The sequence below is a fragment of the Yersinia intermedia genome, from assembly GCF_900635455.1.
Classification (GTDB): Bacteria; Pseudomonadota; Gammaproteobacteria; order Enterobacterales; family Enterobacteriaceae; genus Yersinia; species Yersinia intermedia.
Genome location: NZ_LR134116.1, coordinates 3,244,324 through 3,264,180, shown reverse-complemented (window position 1 = coordinate 3,264,180; position 19,857 = coordinate 3,244,324). Strand labels below are relative to the sequence as shown.

Below are 19,857 nucleotides of genomic sequence, written 5' to 3'. Positions count from 1 at the left end.
AGGGTTATTCAAAACAGTGCATTAAGATGAAGGTGCCGTCTTTTCGTTGGTATTGATTAATTTTTGGAACCAATTCTCTGAAATGCGCAGTGGCACAATGTATGTCTAACGCGGCTTGATCTGGCCACTCCTCGATAAAAATAAAATGGCCGGGATCTTTATGATTGATACATAAATCATAGGAAATACAAAGCGGTTCTCGCTTTGTTCTGGCGACTAATTCTTTATAGAGTGGCATAACATCGATAATGTGTTCCGGTTTTATAAAATCTTGAGCAATAACTTTTAGCATCTTCTTATTTGTGGGACCTAATTCAATGGATGATAAATAAAGAGCCATGCCAGAAAGCGTTACGCTTAGATAGCGCCCTGGCAATCATCTGATTGTTGGCGAATGTTACACCCCGGTAAAGTAGGTATAAGCGAATACCGCCAGTGCAATAGCGATCATAATCATGGTTGTCTTTCTCATTTCGGCTCCAGTTCGGTGGTCTATTTTTGTCTTGAGGTTAATCCCACAAGATAACGGAAAATAGCTTAAAAGGCACTGTTGTGCGGTTCAATATAAGAAAATGATCTCGCTTGCAGTAACGGAAAATTGATACCTGGCTGACACTTATATCACTGTGGCGAAGAAATTAATCATGATCCAGGGCGTAAGGTTAAAAATATCGGGAGCTTGCATCAATTGAAGTAAACAGACTGATGTCATTTTTAGTGATCTTGTTCACGGTTATGGATTGATGATTTGTGTTAATTATATTTGTGTGGTAGCGAAGTAGGGGGTGTGAAATGTCAGCACTAGAAAAACTGGTTTCTGAATATTGCCATACCAGCCTGGACTTTGTGGCATCCACGGTTGCTTTTATGGAAAGCCAAAAGAAGAACATTGATGTTGATGAAGTTGAGGCCAAGCTTTCGGTGGACGAGCGTGATTACTTCCACGAAAGATTAGCGCATTACAGGGGCATATACCGGCCTTTGTAGCGGTGCCTCAATGCTAAATAAGCCGCCTGAGGGCGGCTTATTCAATCATGGGCAGTCATTTTAACCAAGCGAATCGGTGATTAAGGCTTGTTGGTGGCGAGGTTCACCCTCGGTGCTTTAAACCCTGTAGTTAGCCCACTAAACAGTGCAATTAACTCACTTCCAACTGTCAGCGCCATTTCCTCAAGGTTTTCATTGGTCATTACTGAGATAAGTACCAGCCATTGGCGGTCACGGCTTGAACCACAGAAAATAGCGGCATCAGCTACTCAAAAAACACTCAAGTAAGCTAAGGTTAATACAGGCCATACACCGACTGTGGAGCCTGTTATGTACCGTAAAATAGACGGTAGTGAATACCAACGTATTTTTGTGGTAGGCGATATTCATGGCTGCTATAAAAAACTGATGGATGCTCTCGGTCGCGTACAGTTTGAGCGTTCGACGGATCTATTGTTGTCTGTCGGGGACTTGGCGGATCGCGGCTTGCAGAATATTGAGTGTTACGAACTGCTCACTACTCACTGGTTTCATGCTGTTCGTGGTAATCATGAGCAGATGGCAATTGATGTGCTAGCTGGAGGGGAGGTTGACACCTGGATAGCGAATGGTGGGCAATGGTTTTTCTTACTGGAAACCAGCAAGAAACTTCTGGTAGAGCAACTCATTAAGCGGGCAGAAAAATTACCTTTAATTATTGAGGTAAATACTGAGCGCGAGAAATATATTATCGCTCATGCTGATTATCCTTCAGATGAATACGTCTATGGTAAACCTGTCAGCGAGCAATTAGTGTTGTGGAGCCGTAAGCGGCTTAACGCGGCGATGGAAGGGGATAGTCGCAAAATTGCAGGGGCAGATAAATTTATCTTCGGACATACGCCGTTGGTGAAACCGTTACTGTTTAAAAATCAGCTTTATATTGATACTGGCGCGGTATTTGGTAATACGCTGACCGTGATTCAAATCCAATAGCCTGTGTTCGGGTTGTCGTTTTTTGCCTACTGTTGTGGCTTAATCGCTTTAAGTCGAGTGACGAACAGCCAGGGTTGCAGTGAGGACTTTTGGTAAAGCTATCGGCTGGCCTTGTGTACTGATCTGTCGGCCAGCCGCTATCAATTAAAATGAGATAAAACGGGACGTATACTTATTCAGTAATAGAATACGCGACAATAATACAGAGGCAGCGAATACTGATAGTAGCAATGTAAATCTTAGTGTGACGTCTGACAGATTATATGCGCTGGCAATGAAATAGAAAATACCATCATGCAGTATGTACACCCCGATCATTGAGGGGCTGATATAGGCCAATGTTTTCTTTATCCATTCATGTTTAGTGTCAAAGTTATCAAATATGACAAATAAACATAAACTGAGTATTAAAACGTGCAAGTTATCGAGGAAATAACCGGCATTAACGGTTTTATACACATGTATCGACATAAAACTTTCGTAAAAATACATTGAGATCGCGGTTGGCAGCAGTAGCACCTTAGCGGCGAGACGTATTCTTGGTAACTTTGTTATTTTCTGGCATATCTTCGAGCAAAGGAACCTACCAGCCATATAATAGAAAACCCAAGTCCATAATCTAAAATATTGTGGGAAATCAATTAAATATGGTCTTTCAGTGAAGGCGCTGATCAGGTCAATCGTGACAGAGAAAATAACCAGACACGAAAGCGTTATTATGGCCGTTCGGTTACTTTTCAAAACCTTCGAGATTATCGGATTCAGCAGGTAAATAATGGCAATGCTGAACAAAAGCCAACTTTGTAGGAAGTATCCTCGTTTGAAACCATCCTCATTGATAAAATAGAAAAGGACGTTCCAGAAGATAATAATAGTTATTATAGACTTCAGCTTACGCAGGATATCCTGTTGATCTATCTCATCATTAGAGTCGATATAGCCAATGATCATGAAAAATAATGGAGTGGCAATAATTGATAAAAAGTACAGAACACTCATTACTTCTCCGCCAAGAAAACACTGGTCAGTACAGGTTTTACTTGCAGAGTAGAAAGTAACAGCAGAAAAGCAGCTTAACGTTTTTAGGGCATGTAAACCGACGTTTCTCATAAAGTAGTTTGACTTAAAATAAGGTTAACTGAGGGATGCAGCTTCATAGGGCGTATGGTTTGCATCGGGACCTTCCTATTCAGACTACTAATATATCTATATTTTTGCATACAATCCTGATGCTGTCACGTTTGGAAAACTTAAACAAAAATGAACAATAAGGAAATATTTCACAGAGAAAAAGACGTTTCCTACACCTTCCGGTGTTGACATCCTATATATATCTACACCCCCCTATGTTCTACTAACAAGTAGGGAAAGTGCCGTGTTATCTATTTGTTTTGTAACGATATTAAATCGTATTCCAAACAGATATGAGTTAATTATTCATGGGATGCTGAAGCGCTAACGGGTGTGGCCAATATGATAAGCTGTATGATAGTCGATAACGATAAATATCAAACACTGGGTATGGTAACTGTCGTAAAAAAAATATTTGCATCGTTAGGTTTTAAAAAAGAGATTAAATTCTATCGAAAAGCATTTTATTCAGCAGATGCTATTTTTATTGGTGTTGATGAATTCAGTTTTTTCGAAGCGCTAAAGCGTTTGGATAAGGCCCCTTCTGAAGCAGATGTTTTTTTGATTTGTGATGCCAGACTGAATAGCTTTTTACAAGGTATCCCCAGATTCAGTAATGTAACTATGATTTTCAGAGAGGATTCGGTTGATACAGTGATCAACAAGATTACCGCTGTATTTAAACGAAAATTTCGTGGGCTTAAAGATAATTTAGTTGAACGGAAGGCCACTGCGGTGTTGGGGGTGGCGTCATCCGAGCGGCAGTATTTAACGCCGAATGAAAATATTGTGTTGAAGCTATTTAATGAAGGTTTTTCAGGCGGTGATATTGCCAGAATTTTGAAAAAGAGTGAGAAAACAGTTAGCGGACAAAAACGTTCTGCTATGAAGAAGCTAGGTGCTCGTACTGACGTTGAGTTGATTAAAATGTTTATGTTCAAATAGTTAATGAAAGTAACTTAATTCTTTATTATTTTGGCGTCGACACCAGAGAATATCAAAAGGATGTTCTTGGTTAGCGGGCAGGGATGCCAGCACCTAACTTTCCGGGTAGGCCGGACAGCCCCAAAGGCATTTGGGGCTGCTTGATGGTGTTGATATTTATCAGTTTTAATAAAAATAGAATCGGTATTAAATACTCTTCAACTTAGCAACCGTACTCTCGATATCAACTTCATGCTCAGAAAATGTATAAGTGACATTTTGGAATGTTATTATTGATAACATTTGCAATGGCACGGTTTTCTCTGAAATATCTTCTTCCTGCGGCCGGATTTTGTTCATCAGTAAATTTACTGAAAGTATGGTATTGGCTTTATCTACCTCGGCCTGTGCCGGGACTTCTTTAGTAAAAGTATTGAATGACTTGATGCTGGTGAGTTTGATTCTCTCGTTAGCAATGAATATGTATTTACTCTCAATTGCTACTTTTACAGCAAATGCTGACAACCCTTTGGTATTGGTTGTTGGCTCAAAGGTAACTTCAGCCCCTTTTTTGATCATCTCGGGATTAGCAACTTTAATAACGTGAAAATAACGGTTATCTCCGTTCTCATCGGTGATAAAACCAAAGCCTTTATCTTCAAAAAAAGTTGTTATTCTACCGTTCATCATGCATCTCATATTAGCGTATCCAATGGATAAGTATAATACAGGTGAATAGCTTTCAGATACAGTCTGTCAGTTCGCTAAGGCGCTTTTCAGCCCCATTATAGTGAGCTATAAAAGCAAAAAAATGTGGCTTTCTGTGCTGATAATAGAGCAATAAATCGGCGTTTTTCACTTTTTCTCTTCTTTTTGTGATCTCTGCTGTGGACAAAAAACAGTTCTATTGCTGTACTGTAGTTGACACACGATTTGTGTCCAACATTCACGTAAAGGTAAGTTTGATGTCTAAGATTAAAGGTAGCGTTAAGTGGTTCAATGAGTCCAAAGGTTTCGGCTTCATTACCCCAGAAGATGGCAGCAAGGACGTTTTCGTTCATTTCTCAGCCATCGCTAGCAATGGTTTCAAAACTCTTGCTGAAGGCCAGCGTGTAGAATTTGAAATCACGAACGGTGCCAAAGGCCCATCTGCTGCTAATGTTATCGCTATCTAAGTAGCCCATATTTATTAAAACCCGCCTCAATAGGCGGGTTTTTTATTGGCGGTATCAGTAAGGTAAATACGGCTTTGTTGAATGATATGGCTTGAGTGGCTGTCTCGCCATCAACAAAAATAGCAATGAGGGGAGTGAGTCGTCTTAATTTAGTAGAGATAGATTTTGAGAAAAATCACTGTGATGGCCAGACAAAAAAGGGTTGCTAGCCACTCGCCCCGTTTCTTAGGTAATCCAAACATAGCGCTATCCGGTACGTCAGTCACCACCAGTGGCGAACTGTTCTCAACCAAGTGATTATCCAGTTCATAGATTAAGAAAACATTAAGATGATATCCGCAGAGATATGACTTTCTAGCCAGTGCACGTTTCCGGGTAATATTACGGACTACCTGGAAAGCTAAACTGGCTTATAGTTACGGTTCTTATAGTTGATAGCTATTATTTTTATAGTTAATAGTTATTATTGCCCCGCAAAGTGATTGACCAATATAAAGGCCAGCATCGTCATCGCAAGTGAACCCGCCAGGTTAAGCAAAACAGTTCCTGCCGCCCATGCCAGCTTGCCATCTTGGATTAGGTAAACCACTTCCACCGAGAAGGTGGAAAACGTTGTCAGGCCACCACAAAAACCTGTCGTGACCAGTAGCTTCCATACCGGGTCAATATGTGTAACGCGGGTAAACAGGGATAATGCCAGCCCGATGATAAAGGCACCAATCAGGTTTACCAACAGTGTTCCTACGGGGACATGGCTGGATAGGCTGTTTAGCTTCAGGCTGATCAGCCAGCGGGTGACGCTGCCCACACCGCCACCAATAAATACTGCGAGTAATGTATTAAACATAAATACCTTTCATTATGGATACCGCATCGTGCGGGTAGTTTGTTGTTATTCGCGGGCTTTTCAGAAAGGCTTAGGCGCAATACTACGCACCTTAATGAAAAGGTTACGTAGACATCATCAGCCTTGAAGGGCGGTTATGGAGGAATGTCATCTCCAGATCTTGCGGTTAATAATACACTGACTTCCTGCATCTTGAAATCTATTGGGAATAGTTTTTAACTGGCTAGCTCAATACGATTACGCCCATTATCTTTAGCTAGGTACAGTGCGGAGTCAGCAGCTTTCAACCATTGCTGATAATTAATCATATCGTGCCTGTAATCAGCAATGCCAGCACTCACTCTAAGTTGTAGGGTAGGGGCTTGAGTAAAGACTAACGCGGCCAGTTTTTCTTGAATTCGCGTTAATACTTCGCGGGTTTGTTCGGCAGTGGTATTGGGTAAAATAGCGCCAAATTCATCTCCACCATAGCGGCCGACAATATCAATGGCTCGCAGCCCCAGCAATAACTCTTCGGCAAGAATCGTAATAGCTTCATCACCAACCGCATGACCAAAGGTGTCATTTATGGCTTTGAAATTATCAATATCAAGTAAAATGAGTGTTGCGCCGTGCTGATAGCGCCGGCAACTGTCAAACTGATTATGCAACTGGTGTTCCCAATGCCTGCGGTTGTACAAACCAGTTAACCCATCTCTTACACTAATACGTAATAACTCTTCTTTGCTTTCGGCCAGACGCTTGGCGGTGCGATAGGTTACTAATCCGAGCAGGGAAGGGTAGATAATTATCATCGGCAAACAGGCATAAACCTGAAGTGGAGACGTTTCAGGTTTAAAGGGCAAATTAAATATCCATGCGGTCAATAAACTACAGGAGATTTGCAAGGCCAATCCTTTGCAAAAAATGTTCTTACCCCCCGAAGCAATATTATTCATACTCATCATGGATAGAATAACAACAGAGGGTAACGCATTGAATGACATGATTGCTACCCAGACACCACCCAGTGCTGAGTCTATTTTCATGTTGATTATTTCTCGATCAAACGGTTGTTCAGAGCGCAATGCCAGCAAGAATGCAATATGTGGCCATACCAAGCCATTAATAGCTAACATCAGCCATAGCCATAGCGGTGAGTTCTGTGTGTAGAGCACTGAACTTACACAAAACATACCAACACCCAAGCCAAATACTCGAGGTAAATAAGTCCTTTTAGCAAAGCTTAACCCTGATCGACGGGTATTTATTCTACTTGAATAAGGCAATTGGCGGATCCCTCTTTCTTTTTGCTCTGGGGGGGATGTTAACGACAATGTCTCATCCTGAATAAGTCAAAATAAGTGCTCATAGACCCTGAGTAAATCATAGTTCACTAACGAAATCTGTTACATATTACTGTCGTTTTAATCGGTAATTTTTTCGTAAATAGGCCATTATTTAACGATATCCAGCGTCATTGGTGTTGTCGACCGCGAGTGAATCTCACCATTCTGATTCATGTTAGTGATTCAGGGGGGCAGGGAGTACTCATATCGGCGCAATATCCAGTAAGAAGGATATATTCATTGTTTAATGAACAGAACTAATCAAGAAGGTGAGTATGGAAGGTATCAGCATTACCAAACTGTTGGTAGTCGGCATATTGATTGTATTGTTATTCGGAACCAGCAAATTGCGCACGTTGGGCGCGGATTTGGGGGCTGCCCTGAAAGGTTTTAAAAAGGCCATGGGTAATGATGATGCATCTACGGCGACGCCTGTAACTGCAGCTAAAACGGCAGATGAAGCCAAAACAATACCTCCAATCGAGCATAAGGACTGATTGCCCTCGCTTGATGTCGCCGGTATCCGGTCATAGCAGAAGCATAATAGTTCTATAGCTTAGCTATTATCAGCTAGCTTTTTATGTCTGGTAACAGGAAACGGATCTCCAATGGAAATCCGTTTTTGCTTATCTGGCATTTAAGGTGTAACTAAGTGTTTCAGTAAATTGGCCTGAAAATCTCATCAGGCCAATTTATTTATTTTACTTCTAACCCTTTTGCTTGCAGATCGGCATGATAAGAAGAGCGAACAAACGGGCCACAAGCCGCATGAGTAAAGCCCATTGCCATGGCTTCTGCTTTCATTTCATCAAACTCAGCCGGGCTGACGTAGCGCTGTACGGGTAAATGGTGGCGGCTTGGTTGCAAATACTGCCCCAATGTCAGCATGGTGACCCCATGGCGGCGCAAATCATGCATAACCTCAACGATTTCAGCATTGGTTTCACCCAAACCAACCATCAACCCTGATTTAGTCGGAATATCAGGATGGGCTTCTTTAAAGCGCTCAAGTAATTTAAGCGACCACTCATAGTTAGCCCCTGGTCGCACTTGACGATACACACGTGGTACGTTTTCCAGATTATGGTTGAACACATCCGGTGGTGTGACAGTCAAAATATCTAACGCACGATCCATGCGACCACGGAAGTCAGGTACCAGTGTCTCAATTTTTATGGTCGGATTTTTGGCACGAATGGCTGAGATACAATCGGCAAAGTGCTGAGCACCACCATCGCGTAAGTCATCACGGTCAACTGAGGTGATAACCACATAGCGCAACCCCATATCTTTAATAGTTTGCGCCAGCTTTTCTGGTTCATTGGCATCAGGTGTAACCGGACGACCATGGGCAACGTCACAGAATGGGCAACGGCGGGTACAAATTGCGCCGAGGATCATAAAGGTCGCCGTTCCGTGGTTGAAGCACTCTGACAAGTTAGGGCAGGATGCCTCTTCGCAAACCGAGTGCAGACCGTTTTTACGCATTGCTGCCTTGATACCCTGAATGCGGCTGGAGTCAGCAGGTAGCTTGATTTTCATCCATTCGGGTTTACGTAGCAGTTCCTGACGTTCGGTAACCACGGTTTTAATCGGGATTAACGCCATTTTATCTGCGTCGCGATATTTTACGCCGCGTTCCATCTGAATCGGTTTACTCATAATCGTGCAGGTTCCAGTTCTGAATCTCTCAATTTGAGATTTTTCATTAAATTCAACGTGATATGGCGTTCGTTAAAAATTTTTTGAAAATTGTTTAAAAATTATATCATCATTCCCCTATCCTATTCAGCCCCCAATTTTGTAGGCGTTAAGGTATAGCGTTCCAATTCCCCTGCCAGTAGATTTGTCATTCGCTTATTGCTTTGCTGCCACTCCAATTATGTTGGCTATGCTGAAAGAGCCAAGGCATTCACGATTTCAATTAGCTAACTTAGGGTTTGTCTGATGATAAATAGTCTGCCTGCGACCATGGCTGCTGCTCTGCTTGCGGATAGCCTAATTGGCGGGTAAATTCGCGCACCAAAATTGGCTGGATATCAGCAACAGTTGTACCTGCTTTTAATGCACTGACCTGGGTCATTTGCATACCGGCATAACCGCATGGGTTTATGCGTTGGAACGGCTCCAGGTCCATATCGATATTCAAAGCCAGCCCGTGAAACGAGCAACCTCTACGGATACGCAATCCCAACGAGCATATTTTTTGCTGACCGACATAGACACCGGGTGCATCTGGGCGGGCTTGTGAATCAATAGCAAAATGAGCCAAGGTGTGAATCACAGTATTCTCTATCGCGGTAACCAATTGCCGCACGCCAACTTTGGCACGCTTGAGGTCAATCATGACATACATAACTTGCTGACCGGGTCCATGATAAGTGACCTGCCCGCCTCGATCGCTCTGGATAACTGGAATGTCACCGGGCATCAGCACATGTTCGGCTTTCCCTGCCTGGCCCTGAGTGAAGACATGCTGATGCTCAACCAGCCAGATTTCATCAGGAGTGGCGTCAGTACGGAACTCAGTGAAATTATGCATAGCTTGAGATACGGGGCCATAGGGTTGTAGCCCTAGCTGACGTAAAATGATCTTATGTTGTTGCAAGCGAGGCATCATCTGGTTACAGAAATGGTGGCGTCAGTATACCAGCCCAGCAGTGTGGGGCTACTATTTTGACATTTAAAAAAGCAGGTTTACGGTTCAACCATGGGGTTAAAAGGTAAAATAAGGCCCAGAGCGGGAATATCCGGTCCAGGCCATAATAAGGTGGGCTTGGTACAAATTAGGTATCTTGCTCGTCGGCAATAAGGCTTAACTCTATAGCCTTAATTACAGCACCATCCGCACCAGTTCAAGGTCTGCCAGTTCTTTATACAGGATTTCCACTTGATCAATATGGGTGGCTGTAATGGTGATGGAGACGGAGTGAAAGTTGCCTTTGCTGCTCGGTTTTACCTGCGGGGTATAATCACCCGGAGCATGGCGCTGTACCACTTCCACCACCTGGTTTACCAACTGTGGTTCAGCAATGCCCATTACCTTGTAGGTAAAAGAACAAGGGAACTCAAGCAGTTCGTTCAGTTTAGTTTTCATGTGCGCTCCTGGGTGTTGATGGACAGATTACTGCCGGATAGGTGTTAGGGTAATGAAAAAATCATCCGACCCTAAAATTATAACTCCCGCCGGGGCGGGAGTTTCATATTATTTATAATATGGGGATAGTCTGGTGGTTTTCAAGCCCACCAACTAACCGAACCAGCGGTGAAACATCAGTTTGATGTAGTCCACCATGCGGCTAAAGAACCCACCTTCTTTAACTTCGTTCATCACCACTAATGGGCGCTGGTCGATGGTTTTGCCATCTAACTGGAAGTTAATCATGCCAACAACCTGATTCTTCGCCAGTGGCGCATGAATCTCAGGTGTATTCAGCACGTAGCTGGCTTTCAAATCTTTCATGCGGCCGCGTGGAATAGTCAGGTATGCGTCTTTATCAACACCCAACTGCACACGATCACTGTCGCCGAACCAGACTGGCTCTGAAGCGAACTCTTTACCTACTTTTAGCGGTGCGACGGTTTCAAAGAAACGGAAGCCCCAAGTCAGTAATTTTTTACTTTCAGTTTCACGGCCTTTGTAGGTGTGACCACCCAGTACGGCTGAGATCAATCGCATTTGACCATCGGTCGCAGAGGCAACCAAGTTATAGCCAGCAGCTTCGGTATGGCCGGTTTTAATACCATCAACATTCAGACTGGTATCCCACAGTAAACCGTTACGGTTCATCTGACGGATATTGTTGAAGGTAAACTCTTTCTCTTTGTAAATGGCATACTCATCCGGCACATCGCGAATCAGTGCTTGACCAATCAGCGCCATATCGCGCGCAGAGCTGTACTGGCCTTCAGCATCTAAACCGTGAACTGTTTTGAACTGGGTGTTTTGCAGGCCCAGAGCTTTAACGTAGTTGTTCATCAGGTTGACGAATGAGTCTTGGCTGCCAGCAACATAATCAGCCATCGCGACACAGGCGTCATTACCGGATTGCAGGTTGATACCCCGAGTCAGTTTAGAAACCGGTACACGGTCGCCGGGTTTCAAAAACATCAACGAAGAGCCTTTGAATTCTGGATTGCCAGTTGCCCAGGCATCTTTCCCCACGGTAACCATATCTTCTGGCCCGATTTTGCCTGCTTTGATTGCCTGACCGATAACATAACTGGTCATCATTTTGGTCAAGCTGGCCGGATTACGACGCGCATCAGCATTCATTTCTGCCAATACTTTGCCGGAGTTGTAATCAATCAGCACATACGCTTCTGAGTCGATCTGTGGCACGCCGGGGATCATGGTTTTTAGATTTACGTCATCAGCGTTTGCAGCAGAAGCTGCGCTCATAACAATAACAGTGCCGAGCGCCAGGCTCTTGATAATGCGAGAAGTAGTTACATATTTCATGATCAGGACAACAACATCCGTGGGAGTAAGTTAAGAAAGTGCCACACTATACCATACCCTTACTTACTTGACGTTGTAGCGGCGTTAGCGGCACTTACTCATCTGAATCACTTGAATTGTGCAAGCTCATCGGGATGCATTTATTTGCGGCCTTGCTGCAACGCCAATAAATTTGGCTATACACTTGTGTGGCGTTTATTCGTTTCACCGTAACATCCTGTTTGCACAGGAGGTTACGGTTATTTTTATCTGACAGACCTTAAATTGCTACAAGGTATGTATGTTTTAAGGTGCCGCGACCACAAATGACTGCTGCTGAGCTTCGCTCGACAGGCGTTGTTGCAGTTCTACGGCCTGTTGGCGGCTACTGAACGGCCCAAGTTGGACACGATGCACACTGCCATTGGTATCTACTTTGCCCGGTACCCCAAAACGTTGGCTCAGACTTTGCTGCCAGGTTTGCGCCCGCTGAGCATCGCTCAACGCACCGACCTGAACCACATAACCACCAGAGCTGGCAGCACCTGTTGTTGCTACTGATGTTACTGGACCAGGGTTGGCAACAACTGGTGGTGTCACCGGCCCAGCACCCAGGGTGGATGCAGAATTAACTGCGGGTTCTGAGCTTTCCAATACGCCAGCCGGCACCGGGGTCGATGCCCGCAGGAAACCGCTACTTTGTGGTGCAACCGGTTGAGAGGCATCTGCACCAGACAAATTACTGTTAGCGATAGGGCGCACGGGGGCACTTACTGCGGGCGCATCCTGTTGCATTGGCGTCCCCATCCCGCTGGAGGTCAAATCTGGGCGGTTTGGTAATGCATAACTTTGTTTGGCAATGGTGGTACCTACCATGCCTGGGCCAGACAGCGAACCATCAGGTGCGACATTGATAAAATCAATCTTCACCTTGGTGTTATTCGAAATATTCAGGCGATCAGCGGCCGCTTTAGATAAATCAATCACTCGCCCTGGGGTATACGGGCCACGGTCATTCACGCGCACCACAATCTGGCGGCCATTACTGACATTGGTAACGCGCACATAACTTGGAATTGGCAGCGTAGGGTGGGCGGCGGTCAACGCATTAGGGTCGAACGTTTCGCCAGTTGAGGTTGTGTTGCCGTTAGCTTCTTCGCCATACCAAGCGGCAAGGCCCACCTGAGTAAAGTTTTGTGGATCCTTGATAATGCTGTACGACTGGCCATTGGCTTTATAATCCTGATTAAAATTAGGATTAAAGGGTTCATAGCGCGGCTCTGCCCCACCAATCTCTTCAACCGGGCCGTTGTACGTCTGTTGCACCTGTTGCTGGGGTGCCGGGGGCTGACTGGTACATGCTGATAACAGCACGCCTGCGATGCCTATCCAAAGCCATTCCTTACGCATTGCTCACCTCTATAAATTCTTCGATAACATTTTGCGATGAGTATGTATCGACATCACGATACCAAACCCGGCCATCAGAACTATCAGCGCCGAGCCTCCATAGCTGACCAAAGGCAAAGGTACGCCAACCACAGGTAAAATTCCACTGACCATACCTATGTTAACAAATACATATACAAACAGTATCAGCATTAATCCTCCGACCATCACTCGGCCGAAGGTGGTTTGTGCGTGGGCGGCAATCACCAAACCACGCATAATGAGACAGAGATAAAGGGCTAATAATACCAGCACGCCAATTAAACCTAGCTCCTCCGCCAGTACGGCAAAGATAAAATCAGTATGGCGCTCCGGTAAAAACTCCAGTTGTGACTGGGTCCCGTGTAGCCAGCCTTTACCTGATAAGCCCCCTGAACCGATGGCGATTTTTGATTGGATAATATGATAACCCGCGCCGAGTGGATCACTTTCCGGGTCCAGCAGCATCATCACGCGGTCCCGCTGATAACCGTGCATCAGGAAGAACCACAATATAGGGATAAACGCAGCGACCAATACGGCGGCAATAGCGATTAAACGCCAACTCATACCGGAGAGAAACAAGACGAACAGGCCAGAGGCCGCAATTAGGATCGAGGTACCCAGATCGGGTTGAGCGGCCACCAATAAGGTCGGCATAAAGATTAAAATCAGCGCAATACCGGTATTTTTTAATGAGGGTGGACAGACGTCACGGTTCATAAAGCGTGCTACCATCAGCGGAACCGCAATTTTAGCAATTTCAGAGGGTTGGAAGCGGATAAAACCCAAGTCCAGCCAGCGCTGTGCACCTTTACTGATTTGACCAAAGGCATCAACCAATACCAACAAAATTACGCAAACGAAATAGAGGTAGGGTGCCCAGTTTTCATAGACGCGCGGCGGTATTTGCGCCATAACCAGCATGACAATCAGGCCCATAGCGATTTGACCAACTTTGCGTTCCATCATGCCGATATCTTGCCCGCTGGCGCTCCACATCACAAAGGCGCTATAAGCCAACAGCGCCAGGATGCAAATCAAAAACGGCAGATCGATGTGCATTTTGTACCACAAAGAGCCTTTTTGTTGATTATCAGTCATGAGTTACCTTCGTCCGCTTCAATTAATCTGCTTCAACACCTGGAGGCAGAGGGGCCGCATCCGGTAATTCAGTATTATTATCACCCAACAAAATGTGGTCGAGTATTTGGCGGGTAATAGTCCCCACCGCAGGCCCGGCACCTCCATTTTCTAAAATCATGGCGACAGATACCGTTGGATTTTCGTAAGGCGCAAACGCAACCATCAATTTATGGTCACGTAAGTGTTCCGCCACTTTATGGGCATTATAGGTTTCATAGCTATAAACCTGCGCGGTACCGGATTTTGCCGCTGCTTTATAAGGTGTACCTTCAAAAAACTTACGCCCCGTACCGTTCGGGCGGTTGGCTACACCATACATGCCATCTTTAGCTATTTCCCAATAACCGGAGTGAATATCACCAATTTGCGTGCGATCTTCTTGTTGATAAGGCACTAACACGCCATCAATCCGGGTACTTTGTAGCAGATGTGGCGTTTTAACCGCCCCATCATTAATCAGCGTCATTAACGCTTTTGCCATTTGGATCGGGGTGGCGGTCCAATACCCTTGGCCGATACCTACTGGAATGGTATCCCCTTGGTACCACGGTTTTTTGTGGCGTTTTTGTTTCCACTCACGAGTTGGCATTAGGCCCGCGCGCTCTTCGGATAGATCGATACCGGTATATTCACCGTAGCCGAATTTACTCATCCATGAGGACAAGCGATCAATCCCCATGTCATAGGAAACCTGATAGAAGAAGGTATCCGCCGACTCCTCCAGCGCCTTGGTGACATTCAGCCGACCATGGCCCCATTTTTTCCAGTCGCGAAAGCGTTTTTCTGAGCCAGGCAGTTGCCACCAACCAGGGTCAAACAAGCTGGTGTTCTTGGTGATAACCCCAGCACTCAGGGCGGAAACGGCAATATAGGGTTTTACTGTAGACGCAGGGGGGTAGACGCCCTGAGTGGCACGGTTAATCAGCGGACGGTCAGGATCGTTCAGTAACCCCTGATAATCTTTGTTGGAGATCCCATCAACAAATAGGTTCGGGTCATAACTTGGGTTCGATACCAACGCTAAGATTGCACCTGTGCGTGGATCGGTGACCACCACTGCGGCGCGGCTGCCACTCAGGAGTTTTTCAATATAAGTTTGCAGATTTAAATCGAGCGTCAGGTAAATATCTTTACCTGCCTGCGGCGGCTGCTCATGTAGTTGGCGGATCACCCGGCCACGGTTATTGACTTCAACTTCTTCATAACCGGTTTTGCCGTGCAATACGGATTCATAATAGCGCTCAATACCCAGCTTGCCGATATCGTGGGTTGCGGCATAATTAGCCAAAATGCCGTCTTTATCCAACCGTTCGACATCTTTATCGTTAATTTTCGATACATAGCCGATAACGTGAGTCAGGGCTGAGCCATAGGGATAGAAGCGGCGTTGATAGCCTTTGACTTCGATACCAGGGAAGCGGAATTGGTTAACGGCGAAACGGGCAACCTGCACCTCAGTAAGAGGGGTCTTAACGGCAATGGAGGTAAAGCGGCGTGAGCGCTTACGCTCTTTTTCAAAATTAGCGATATCCTCATCCGTCAGATCCACTATCGGGCGTAGTGCATTGAGTGTTGTGGGGAGGTCTTCGATTTTTTCCGGCATTAATTCTAATTGATAAATGGTCCGATTCATCGCCAACGGGGTACCGTTGCGATCAAATATCATGCCACGGCTTGGGGCGATAGGGACCAGCTTAATACGGTTTTCATTGGAACGGGTGCGATAGTCTTCGAAACGCACTATCTGCAAATTGTACAAGTTTACGATCAATATTCCGCTTAGCAGCAGGATACCGAGGAAAGCCACAAGGGCGCGGCGGACAAACAAGGCTGATTCAGCCGAATAGTCGCGAAAAGGGTTAGGTTCTTTTTTCATCCCGCAGCTACTTCATCTTGTCCAAAACCAGCACTTTACTTAAAGCCATCACTTTACTCAGGTTCATCGCCCGCTTATTCCCGATGATAAGGGTGATTGGTCGTAATACTCCAGGCGCGATAGAGGCTTTCAGCCACTATAACACGCACTAAAGGATGGGGTAGCGTAAGCACAGAGAGCGACCAGCTCTGCTCTGCCGCAGCTTTACAGGCTGGGGCTAACCCCTCAGGCCCGCCAATCAGCAGGCTGACATCACGGCCGTCCTGCTTCCAGCGTTCTAATTGCTGAGCCAGTTGCGGGGTTTCCCAGGGAGTGCCTGGGATATCCAGCGTGACAATGCGGTTATTTTTGCCAACCGCCGCCAGCATCAGTTCGCCTTCTTTTTCCAAAATGCGTTTAATATCCGCATTTTTGCCCCGCTTACCGGCCGGTATCTCTACCAGCTCGAAGGGCATATCTTTGGGAAAGCGGCGCAGGTAATCCATAAAACCTGTCTGCACCCAGTCTGGCATTTTGGTGCCGACGGCTACCAGTTGCAGTTTCACCGCTTAGCTCCAGAGTTTTTCCAGTTCATACAGACGGCGGCTTTCTTCTTGCATGACATGCACAATGACTTCGCCTAAATCCACAACAACCCAGTCAGACACACCCTGGCCTTCTACGCCTAGCGGTATCATGCCTGCCACACGGGATTCCTGCACCAGATTGTCTGCCAGCGCCATAACATGGCGGGTCGAGGTCCCGGTACAGATGATCATGTAATCAGTAATGCTGGACTTACCCTGAACATCCAAAGTGATAATGTCCTGGCCTTTCAAGTCATCGAGCTTGTCGATAACAAATTCTTGGAGCGCTTTACCTTGCAAAGGTTCCCCCTCGGGTGATTTCTGTCCATACCCTTCGTCCTTGAAGTTGCCGGGGTGTTAGCTGCACTTTCTCACCCGAATCACTTACTCATGTAAGCTCATCGGGATTCGTGCGCTGCCTACTTACCTGCAACGTCAAGTTCTTTGGGTATTAACGTTCTTCCGTATTGTTTGCAGGAGTTCCCACGAACAGTTACCGGTATGAACAGTTAGAATGTAACGGTTTTTCAGCGAATACCTGAAATTTAGCGGCGGAGTATAACATGGGTGAATGCGTCGCGATATAAACCCTCAGCCGCGAATCGCTTTCATACTTGAAGTCGCAGGGGTGTTCGCTACGTTCACTCACCCGAATCACTTACCTGAGTAAGCTCATCGGGATTTATTCTCTTGCTGCCTACCTGCAACTTCAATTCTTTTGGCGATATAAACCTTGTAACTCAATATATCGTTGGACAGCACGTGGCAGCAGGTCATCACAACTTTCACCATTATGACGCCGATGGCGAATATCGGTAGCTGAAATATCCAATAAAGGTGTATCAGCCAGATAGATTAACCCTTGTGGTTGCAGGTTTAATGCTTGCGGATCCAAGACCCGTCGCTCATCAAGCCATTGCTGTAACTCAGGAGTTTCCAGCGTTTGTGAGTAACCAGGGCGGGCGCAAACCAGCAAATGGCACACATCTAATATTGATTGCCAGCGATGCCATTTATGCAGCGATAATAATGAATCTTGCCCAATGATAAAGGCTAAGGGCAATTCGGTACCACGTTCTTTACGTAGATTTTCCAAGGTGTCGATGGTGAACGATGGGCTGTCACGTAATAATTCCCGCGCATCGATGCTGAACAGCGGATTATCGGCGACGGCTAACTCTACCATTTTCAGCCGTTGCTGTGCATTGGCCTCGGGTTGTGGGCGGTGAGGTGGGACATTATTGGGTAATAAAATAATATGTTGCAAACCCACTTGTTGAGCCAATGCTTCAACCGGCGTTAAGTGGCCGTAATGAATGGGGTCAAAGGTACCGCCGAACAGGGCATGTAGGGCGCGAGTCGGGGATTTATTGGGCATCAAAAAAGCTCTCAGGTAATATTTTGCCGCACATCAGCATAGACAGTGTTTCTAATTCCGGCCAGATTGACTGACCATAATCTTGTTTCAGGCGAACTTCAATTTGTGCCAGCAAATGAACGGCTTGTTGCAATTGTGGCAGGGAAAGGCGTTGTAGAGCCTGCGTCATCATGGGCCGGCGATTTTGCCATACTTTTAACTGATCAAATAGTGTGCGCAGTGGCACCTGATTCATTCGCCGCTTTAACGTTAACAGCAATAGCAGTTCTCGCTGCAAGGTGCGCAGCAAAATAATCGGTTCACTCTCTTCCTGCTGCAATTGTTGCAGGATATGCCAGGCGCGTTTGCTTTTCCCTGCTATTAGGGCATCGAGCCAGTGGTAAGGGGTGAAATGCGCGGCATCGTTGACGGCTTGCTCAACTTTAGGCAGCGTCAGTTTACCGTCAGGATAGAGTAACGATAAACGCTCCAAAGCTTGTGATAGCGCCAGTAGATTGCCTTCGTAGCAGTAACAAAGCAACTGAATGGCGGGGTCATCGGCCTCCAGGTTCAGGCTTTTAGCGCGCGTACTGACCCAACGTGGCAGTTGTGCCTGTTCCGGTGTTTGGCAACTGACAAATACGCCATTGCTCCCGAGTGCTTTAAACCAGGCACTGTTTTCTTGTGCTTTGGTGAGTTTATTTGCGCGTAAAATCAATAAAATATCTGGATGTAACAGACTTGATAACTTGACCAACTGTTCGTTCATTGGTGCTGTTAAACCACTGTCAGGGAAACTCAGTGTCAATGTTTGGCGGCTGGCAAATAGGCTGAGTGCCTGACAAAGACTAAAGATACTGTCCCACTCGGTGTGAGCATCTAGCGCAAAACTGAAATGTTCGGTGAAATCATGTTCTATTGCCACCCGACGAATGTGGTCCTGACTTTCTTGTAACAGCAATGGCTCATTACCGCACAACAGATAGCAAGCGCGCAGCCCCTCATGGAGCTGCGCGACAAGTTGTTCAGGATAGACTCGGATCATTGGGCAGGGGTACTAACTGCAGGTTTGCCGATATTGATTTCTTTAACTTCTGCCATCTTGGCGGTGCCTGTTGCCGTGTTATTGCCAACTGACTTGTCACCATTTTCTTGCGCGTTTTTGACTTCAGCAGCATGTACGGTCAGAAGCTGACGCACTAACTGCTGAGCGGCTTGTTCACGCATTTCCTGACGGAGAACCTCAGCTTCGGCATCTTTGGCGAGTGCTGTTAACGGGTTATCGAAGAATGTGCGGAAGATATTCACCCGTAATGGGTAAATATCATGGCCTGGAATCAATACCTGCGCCTGCACATGCAACACTAACTGATACTCTGCCGTTACCCCGTTGCGGAAGATTGACACGGTATCCTGATTTTCTGATGAACCAAGGATCCGCAAGGCGGGTAAGTCTTTACGCATCGGGTCATTAACAATGGTGACATTGCTTAAACGCAACTGTTGACGTATAGCTCGGGTTAACGGGCCATAAGGGTCACTACTTTCCAGCAACAGTTTTTGCAGCTCAGGTGGCACCTGAGTGGTGCCTCGCAAATTAAAGCCACAGCCAGCGGTGACCAGCACCGCTAACCCCAGCAACAACGTCAGAATACGATGTCGCACAACTCCTCCTT

22 protein-coding genes and 1 riboswitch are annotated in these 19,857 nt (G+C 45.8%); of the genes, 5 read left to right on the top strand and 17 right to left on the bottom strand.

The window, feature by feature from the left end; all coding sequences use genetic code 11:
* Positions 1-4: 4 nt before the first annotated feature.
* Positions 5-292 (bottom strand): putative quinol monooxygenase, encoded by a 288-nt coding sequence (locus tag EL015_RS14960; RefSeq protein ID WP_005182672.1) that lies wholly within the window; start codon positions 290-292, stop codon positions 5-7.
* Between the two features lie 500 nt (positions 293-792).
* Between EL015_RS14960 and EL015_RS14955 the strand changes: the two genes are divergently transcribed.
* Together EL015_RS14955 and EL015_RS14945 are read left to right on the top strand one after the other, a co-directional pair.
* The gene (locus tag EL015_RS14955; protein ID WP_005182674.1) at positions 793-987 is read left to right on the top strand and encodes a glycogen synthase; all 195 of its coding nucleotides are present in this window, start codon (positions 793-795) and stop codon (positions 985-987) included.
* Between the two features lie 330 nt (positions 988-1,317).
* Complete coding sequence (locus tag EL015_RS14945) at positions 1,318-1,962, top strand: metallophosphoesterase (RefSeq protein ID WP_005182690.1); 645 nt, start codon at positions 1,318-1,320, stop codon at positions 1,960-1,962.
* 144 nt (positions 1,963-2,106) lie between these two features.
* Here the strand turns inward: EL015_RS14945 and EL015_RS14940 are convergent, their stop codons facing one another.
* Positions 2,107-3,072 (bottom strand): acyltransferase, encoded by a 966-nt coding sequence (locus tag EL015_RS14940; RefSeq protein WP_005182691.1) that lies wholly within the window; start codon positions 3,070-3,072, stop codon positions 2,107-2,109.
* A gap of 375 nt (positions 3,073-3,447) precedes the next feature.
* On the opposite strand from EL015_RS14940, the gene EL015_RS14935 reads away from it, so the two are divergent.
* Entirely contained in the window at positions 3,448-4,038 is a 591-nt protein-coding gene (locus EL015_RS14935) for a helix-turn-helix transcriptional regulator (protein WP_032905730.1), read from the top strand.
* Positions 4,039-4,224: 186 nt separating this feature from the next.
* Here the strand turns inward: EL015_RS14935 and EL015_RS14930 are convergent, their stop codons facing one another.
* Positions 4,225-4,704 carry a cold-shock protein gene (locus tag EL015_RS14930; protein WP_032905761.1) on the bottom strand — a complete coding sequence of 160 codons (480 nt, stop codon included), beginning with the start codon at positions 4,702-4,704 and terminating at the stop codon, positions 4,225-4,227.
* Between the two features lie 278 nt (positions 4,705-4,982).
* Between EL015_RS14930 and cspE the strand changes: the two genes are divergently transcribed.
* Positions 4,983-5,192, top strand: a complete 210-nt coding sequence (gene cspE / locus EL015_RS14925; protein ID WP_002210315.1) for a transcription antiterminator/RNA stability regulator CspE — start codon at positions 4,983-4,985, stop codon at positions 5,190-5,192.
* 463 nt (positions 5,193-5,655) lie between these two features.
* Here cspE and crcB read toward each other — a convergent pair whose 3' ends face one another.
* Together crcB and EL015_RS14915 are read right to left on the bottom strand one after the other, a co-directional pair.
* Positions 5,656-6,039, bottom strand: a complete 384-nt coding sequence (crcB, locus tag EL015_RS14920) for a fluoride efflux transporter CrcB (RefSeq protein ID WP_005182699.1) — start codon at positions 6,037-6,039, stop codon at positions 5,656-5,658.
* Between the two features lie 101 nt (positions 6,040-6,140).
* Positions 6,141-6,203, bottom strand: a riboswitch (Fluoride riboswitch).
* A 51-nt stretch (positions 6,204-6,254) separates the two neighbouring features.
* Positions 6,255-7,307: a diguanylate cyclase gene (locus EL015_RS14915; RefSeq protein ID WP_071984973.1), complete on the bottom strand. Its 1,053-nt coding sequence runs from the start codon at positions 7,305-7,307 to the stop codon at positions 6,255-6,257.
* 335 nt (positions 7,308-7,642) lie between these two features.
* On the opposite strand from EL015_RS14915, the gene tatA reads away from it, so the two are divergent.
* Entirely contained in the window at positions 7,643-7,864 is a 222-nt protein-coding gene (tatA, locus tag EL015_RS14910) for a Sec-independent protein translocase subunit TatA (protein ID WP_005182703.1), read from the top strand.
* Between the two features lie 199 nt (positions 7,865-8,063).
* On the opposite strand, the gene lipA is transcribed toward tatA, so the two are convergent.
* The 12 genes from lipA to lptE form a co-directional block, all read right to left on the bottom strand.
* The gene (gene lipA / locus EL015_RS14905) at positions 8,064-9,029 is read right to left on the bottom strand and encodes a lipoyl synthase (protein ID WP_005182711.1); all 966 of its coding nucleotides are present in this window, start codon (positions 9,027-9,029) and stop codon (positions 8,064-8,066) included.
* Positions 9,030-9,300: 271 nt separating this feature from the next.
* Positions 9,301-9,987 carry a lipoyl(octanoyl) transferase LipB gene (lipB, locus tag EL015_RS14900; protein ID WP_005182712.1) on the bottom strand — a complete coding sequence of 229 codons (687 nt, stop codon included), beginning with the start codon at positions 9,985-9,987 and terminating at the stop codon, positions 9,301-9,303.
* A 213-nt stretch (positions 9,988-10,200) separates the two neighbouring features.
* Complete coding sequence (gene ybeD, locus EL015_RS14895) at positions 10,201-10,464, bottom strand: DUF493 family protein YbeD (protein WP_032905731.1); 264 nt, start codon at positions 10,462-10,464, stop codon at positions 10,201-10,203.
* A 153-nt stretch (positions 10,465-10,617) separates the two neighbouring features.
* Positions 10,618-11,829, bottom strand: a complete 1,212-nt coding sequence (gene dacA / locus EL015_RS14890) for a D-alanyl-D-alanine carboxypeptidase DacA (RefSeq protein WP_005182716.1) — start codon at positions 11,827-11,829, stop codon at positions 10,618-10,620.
* 285 nt (positions 11,830-12,114) lie between these two features.
* A complete protein-coding gene (rlpA, locus tag EL015_RS14885) occupies positions 12,115-13,218 on the bottom strand; it encodes an endolytic peptidoglycan transglycosylase RlpA (protein ID WP_005182718.1) in 1,104 nt (367 codons plus the stop codon).
* 9 nt (positions 13,219-13,227) lie between these two features.
* The gene (mrdB, locus tag EL015_RS14880) at positions 13,228-14,340 is read right to left on the bottom strand and encodes a peptidoglycan glycosyltransferase MrdB (RefSeq protein ID WP_005182719.1); all 1,113 of its coding nucleotides are present in this window, start codon (positions 14,338-14,340) and stop codon (positions 13,228-13,230) included.
* 22 nt (positions 14,341-14,362) lie between these two features.
* Positions 14,363-16,258, bottom strand: coding sequence for a peptidoglycan DD-transpeptidase MrdA (mrdA, locus tag EL015_RS14875; RefSeq protein WP_005182721.1), 1,896 nt, complete (start codon positions 16,256-16,258; stop codon positions 14,363-14,365).
* Positions 16,259-16,332: 74 nt separating this feature from the next.
* Complete coding sequence (gene rlmH, locus EL015_RS14870; RefSeq protein WP_005182723.1) at positions 16,333-16,803, bottom strand: 23S rRNA (pseudouridine(1915)-N(3))-methyltransferase RlmH; 471 nt, start codon at positions 16,801-16,803, stop codon at positions 16,333-16,335.
* Between the two features lie 3 nt (positions 16,804-16,806).
* Entirely contained in the window at positions 16,807-17,124 is a 318-nt protein-coding gene (gene rsfS, locus EL015_RS14865) for a ribosome silencing factor (RefSeq protein WP_005182734.1), read from the bottom strand.
* Positions 17,125-17,533: 409 nt separating this feature from the next.
* A complete protein-coding gene (gene nadD / locus EL015_RS14860; protein ID WP_032905732.1) occupies positions 17,534-18,202 on the bottom strand; it encodes a nicotinate-nucleotide adenylyltransferase in 669 nt (222 codons plus the stop codon).
* Positions 18,192-19,226 carry a DNA polymerase III subunit delta gene (gene holA, locus EL015_RS14855; RefSeq protein ID WP_032905733.1) on the bottom strand — a complete coding sequence of 345 codons (1,035 nt, stop codon included), beginning with the start codon at positions 19,224-19,226 and terminating at the stop codon, positions 18,192-18,194. Before holA ends, nadD begins: the two co-directional genes overlap by 11 nt.
* Entirely contained in the window at positions 19,223-19,846 is a 624-nt protein-coding gene (gene lptE / locus EL015_RS14850) for an LPS assembly lipoprotein LptE (RefSeq protein ID WP_005182739.1), read from the bottom strand. Before lptE ends, holA begins: the two co-directional genes overlap by 4 nt.
* Positions 19,847-19,857: the final 11 nt, after the last annotated feature.

What these genes read in the sequence shown, in the direction of transcription:
- EL015_RS14960 (WP_005182672.1), bottom strand. Translation starts at nt 292, where the DNA reads ATGCTAAAAGTTATTGCTCAAGATTTTATAAAACCGGAACACATTATC.
- EL015_RS14955 (WP_005182674.1), top strand. Translation starts at nt 793, where the DNA reads ATGTCAGCACTAGAAAAACTGGTTTCTGAATATTGCCATACCAGCCTG.
- EL015_RS14945 (WP_005182690.1), top strand. Translation starts at nt 1,318, where the DNA reads ATGTACCGTAAAATAGACGGTAGTGAATACCAACGTATTTTTGTGGTA.
- EL015_RS14940 (WP_005182691.1), bottom strand. Translation starts at nt 3,072, where the DNA reads ATGAGAAACGTCGGTTTACATGCCCTAAAAACGTTAAGCTGCTTTTCT.
- EL015_RS14935 (WP_032905730.1), top strand. Translation starts at nt 3,448, where the DNA reads ATGATAGTCGATAACGATAAATATCAAACACTGGGTATGGTAACTGTC.
- EL015_RS14930 (WP_032905761.1), bottom strand. Translation starts at nt 4,704, where the DNA reads ATGAACGGTAGAATAACAACTTTTTTTGAAGATAAAGGCTTTGGTTTT.
- cspE (WP_002210315.1), top strand. Translation starts at nt 4,983, where the DNA reads ATGTCTAAGATTAAAGGTAGCGTTAAGTGGTTCAATGAGTCCAAAGGT.
- crcB (WP_005182699.1), bottom strand. Translation starts at nt 6,039, where the DNA reads ATGTTTAATACATTACTCGCAGTATTTATTGGTGGCGGTGTGGGCAGC.
- tatA (WP_005182703.1), top strand. Translation starts at nt 7,643, where the DNA reads ATGGAAGGTATCAGCATTACCAAACTGTTGGTAGTCGGCATATTGATT.
- lipA (WP_005182711.1), bottom strand. Translation starts at nt 9,029, where the DNA reads ATGAGTAAACCGATTCAGATGGAACGCGGCGTAAAATATCGCGACGCA.
- lipB (WP_005182712.1), bottom strand. Translation starts at nt 9,987, where the DNA reads ATGATGCCTCGCTTGCAACAACATAAGATCATTTTACGTCAGCTAGGG.
- ybeD (WP_032905731.1), bottom strand. Translation starts at nt 10,464, where the DNA reads ATGAAAACTAAACTGAACGAACTGCTTGAGTTCCCTTGTTCTTTTACC.
- dacA (WP_005182716.1), bottom strand. Translation starts at nt 11,829, where the DNA reads ATGAAATATGTAACTACTTCTCGCATTATCAAGAGCCTGGCGCTCGGC.
- rlpA (WP_005182718.1), bottom strand. Translation starts at nt 13,218, where the DNA reads ATGCGTAAGGAATGGCTTTGGATAGGCATCGCAGGCGTGCTGTTATCA.
- mrdB (WP_005182719.1), bottom strand. Translation starts at nt 14,340, where the DNA reads ATGACTGATAATCAACAAAAAGGCTCTTTGTGGTACAAAATGCACATC.
- mrdA (WP_005182721.1), bottom strand. Translation starts at nt 16,258, where the DNA reads ATGAAAAAAGAACCTAACCCTTTTCGCGACTATTCGGCTGAATCAGCC.
- nadD (WP_032905732.1), bottom strand. Translation starts at nt 18,202, where the DNA reads ATGCCCAATAAATCCCCGACTCGCGCCCTACATGCCCTGTTCGGCGGT.
- holA (WP_032905733.1), bottom strand. Translation starts at nt 19,226, where the DNA reads ATGATCCGAGTCTATCCTGAACAACTTGTCGCGCAGCTCCATGAGGGG.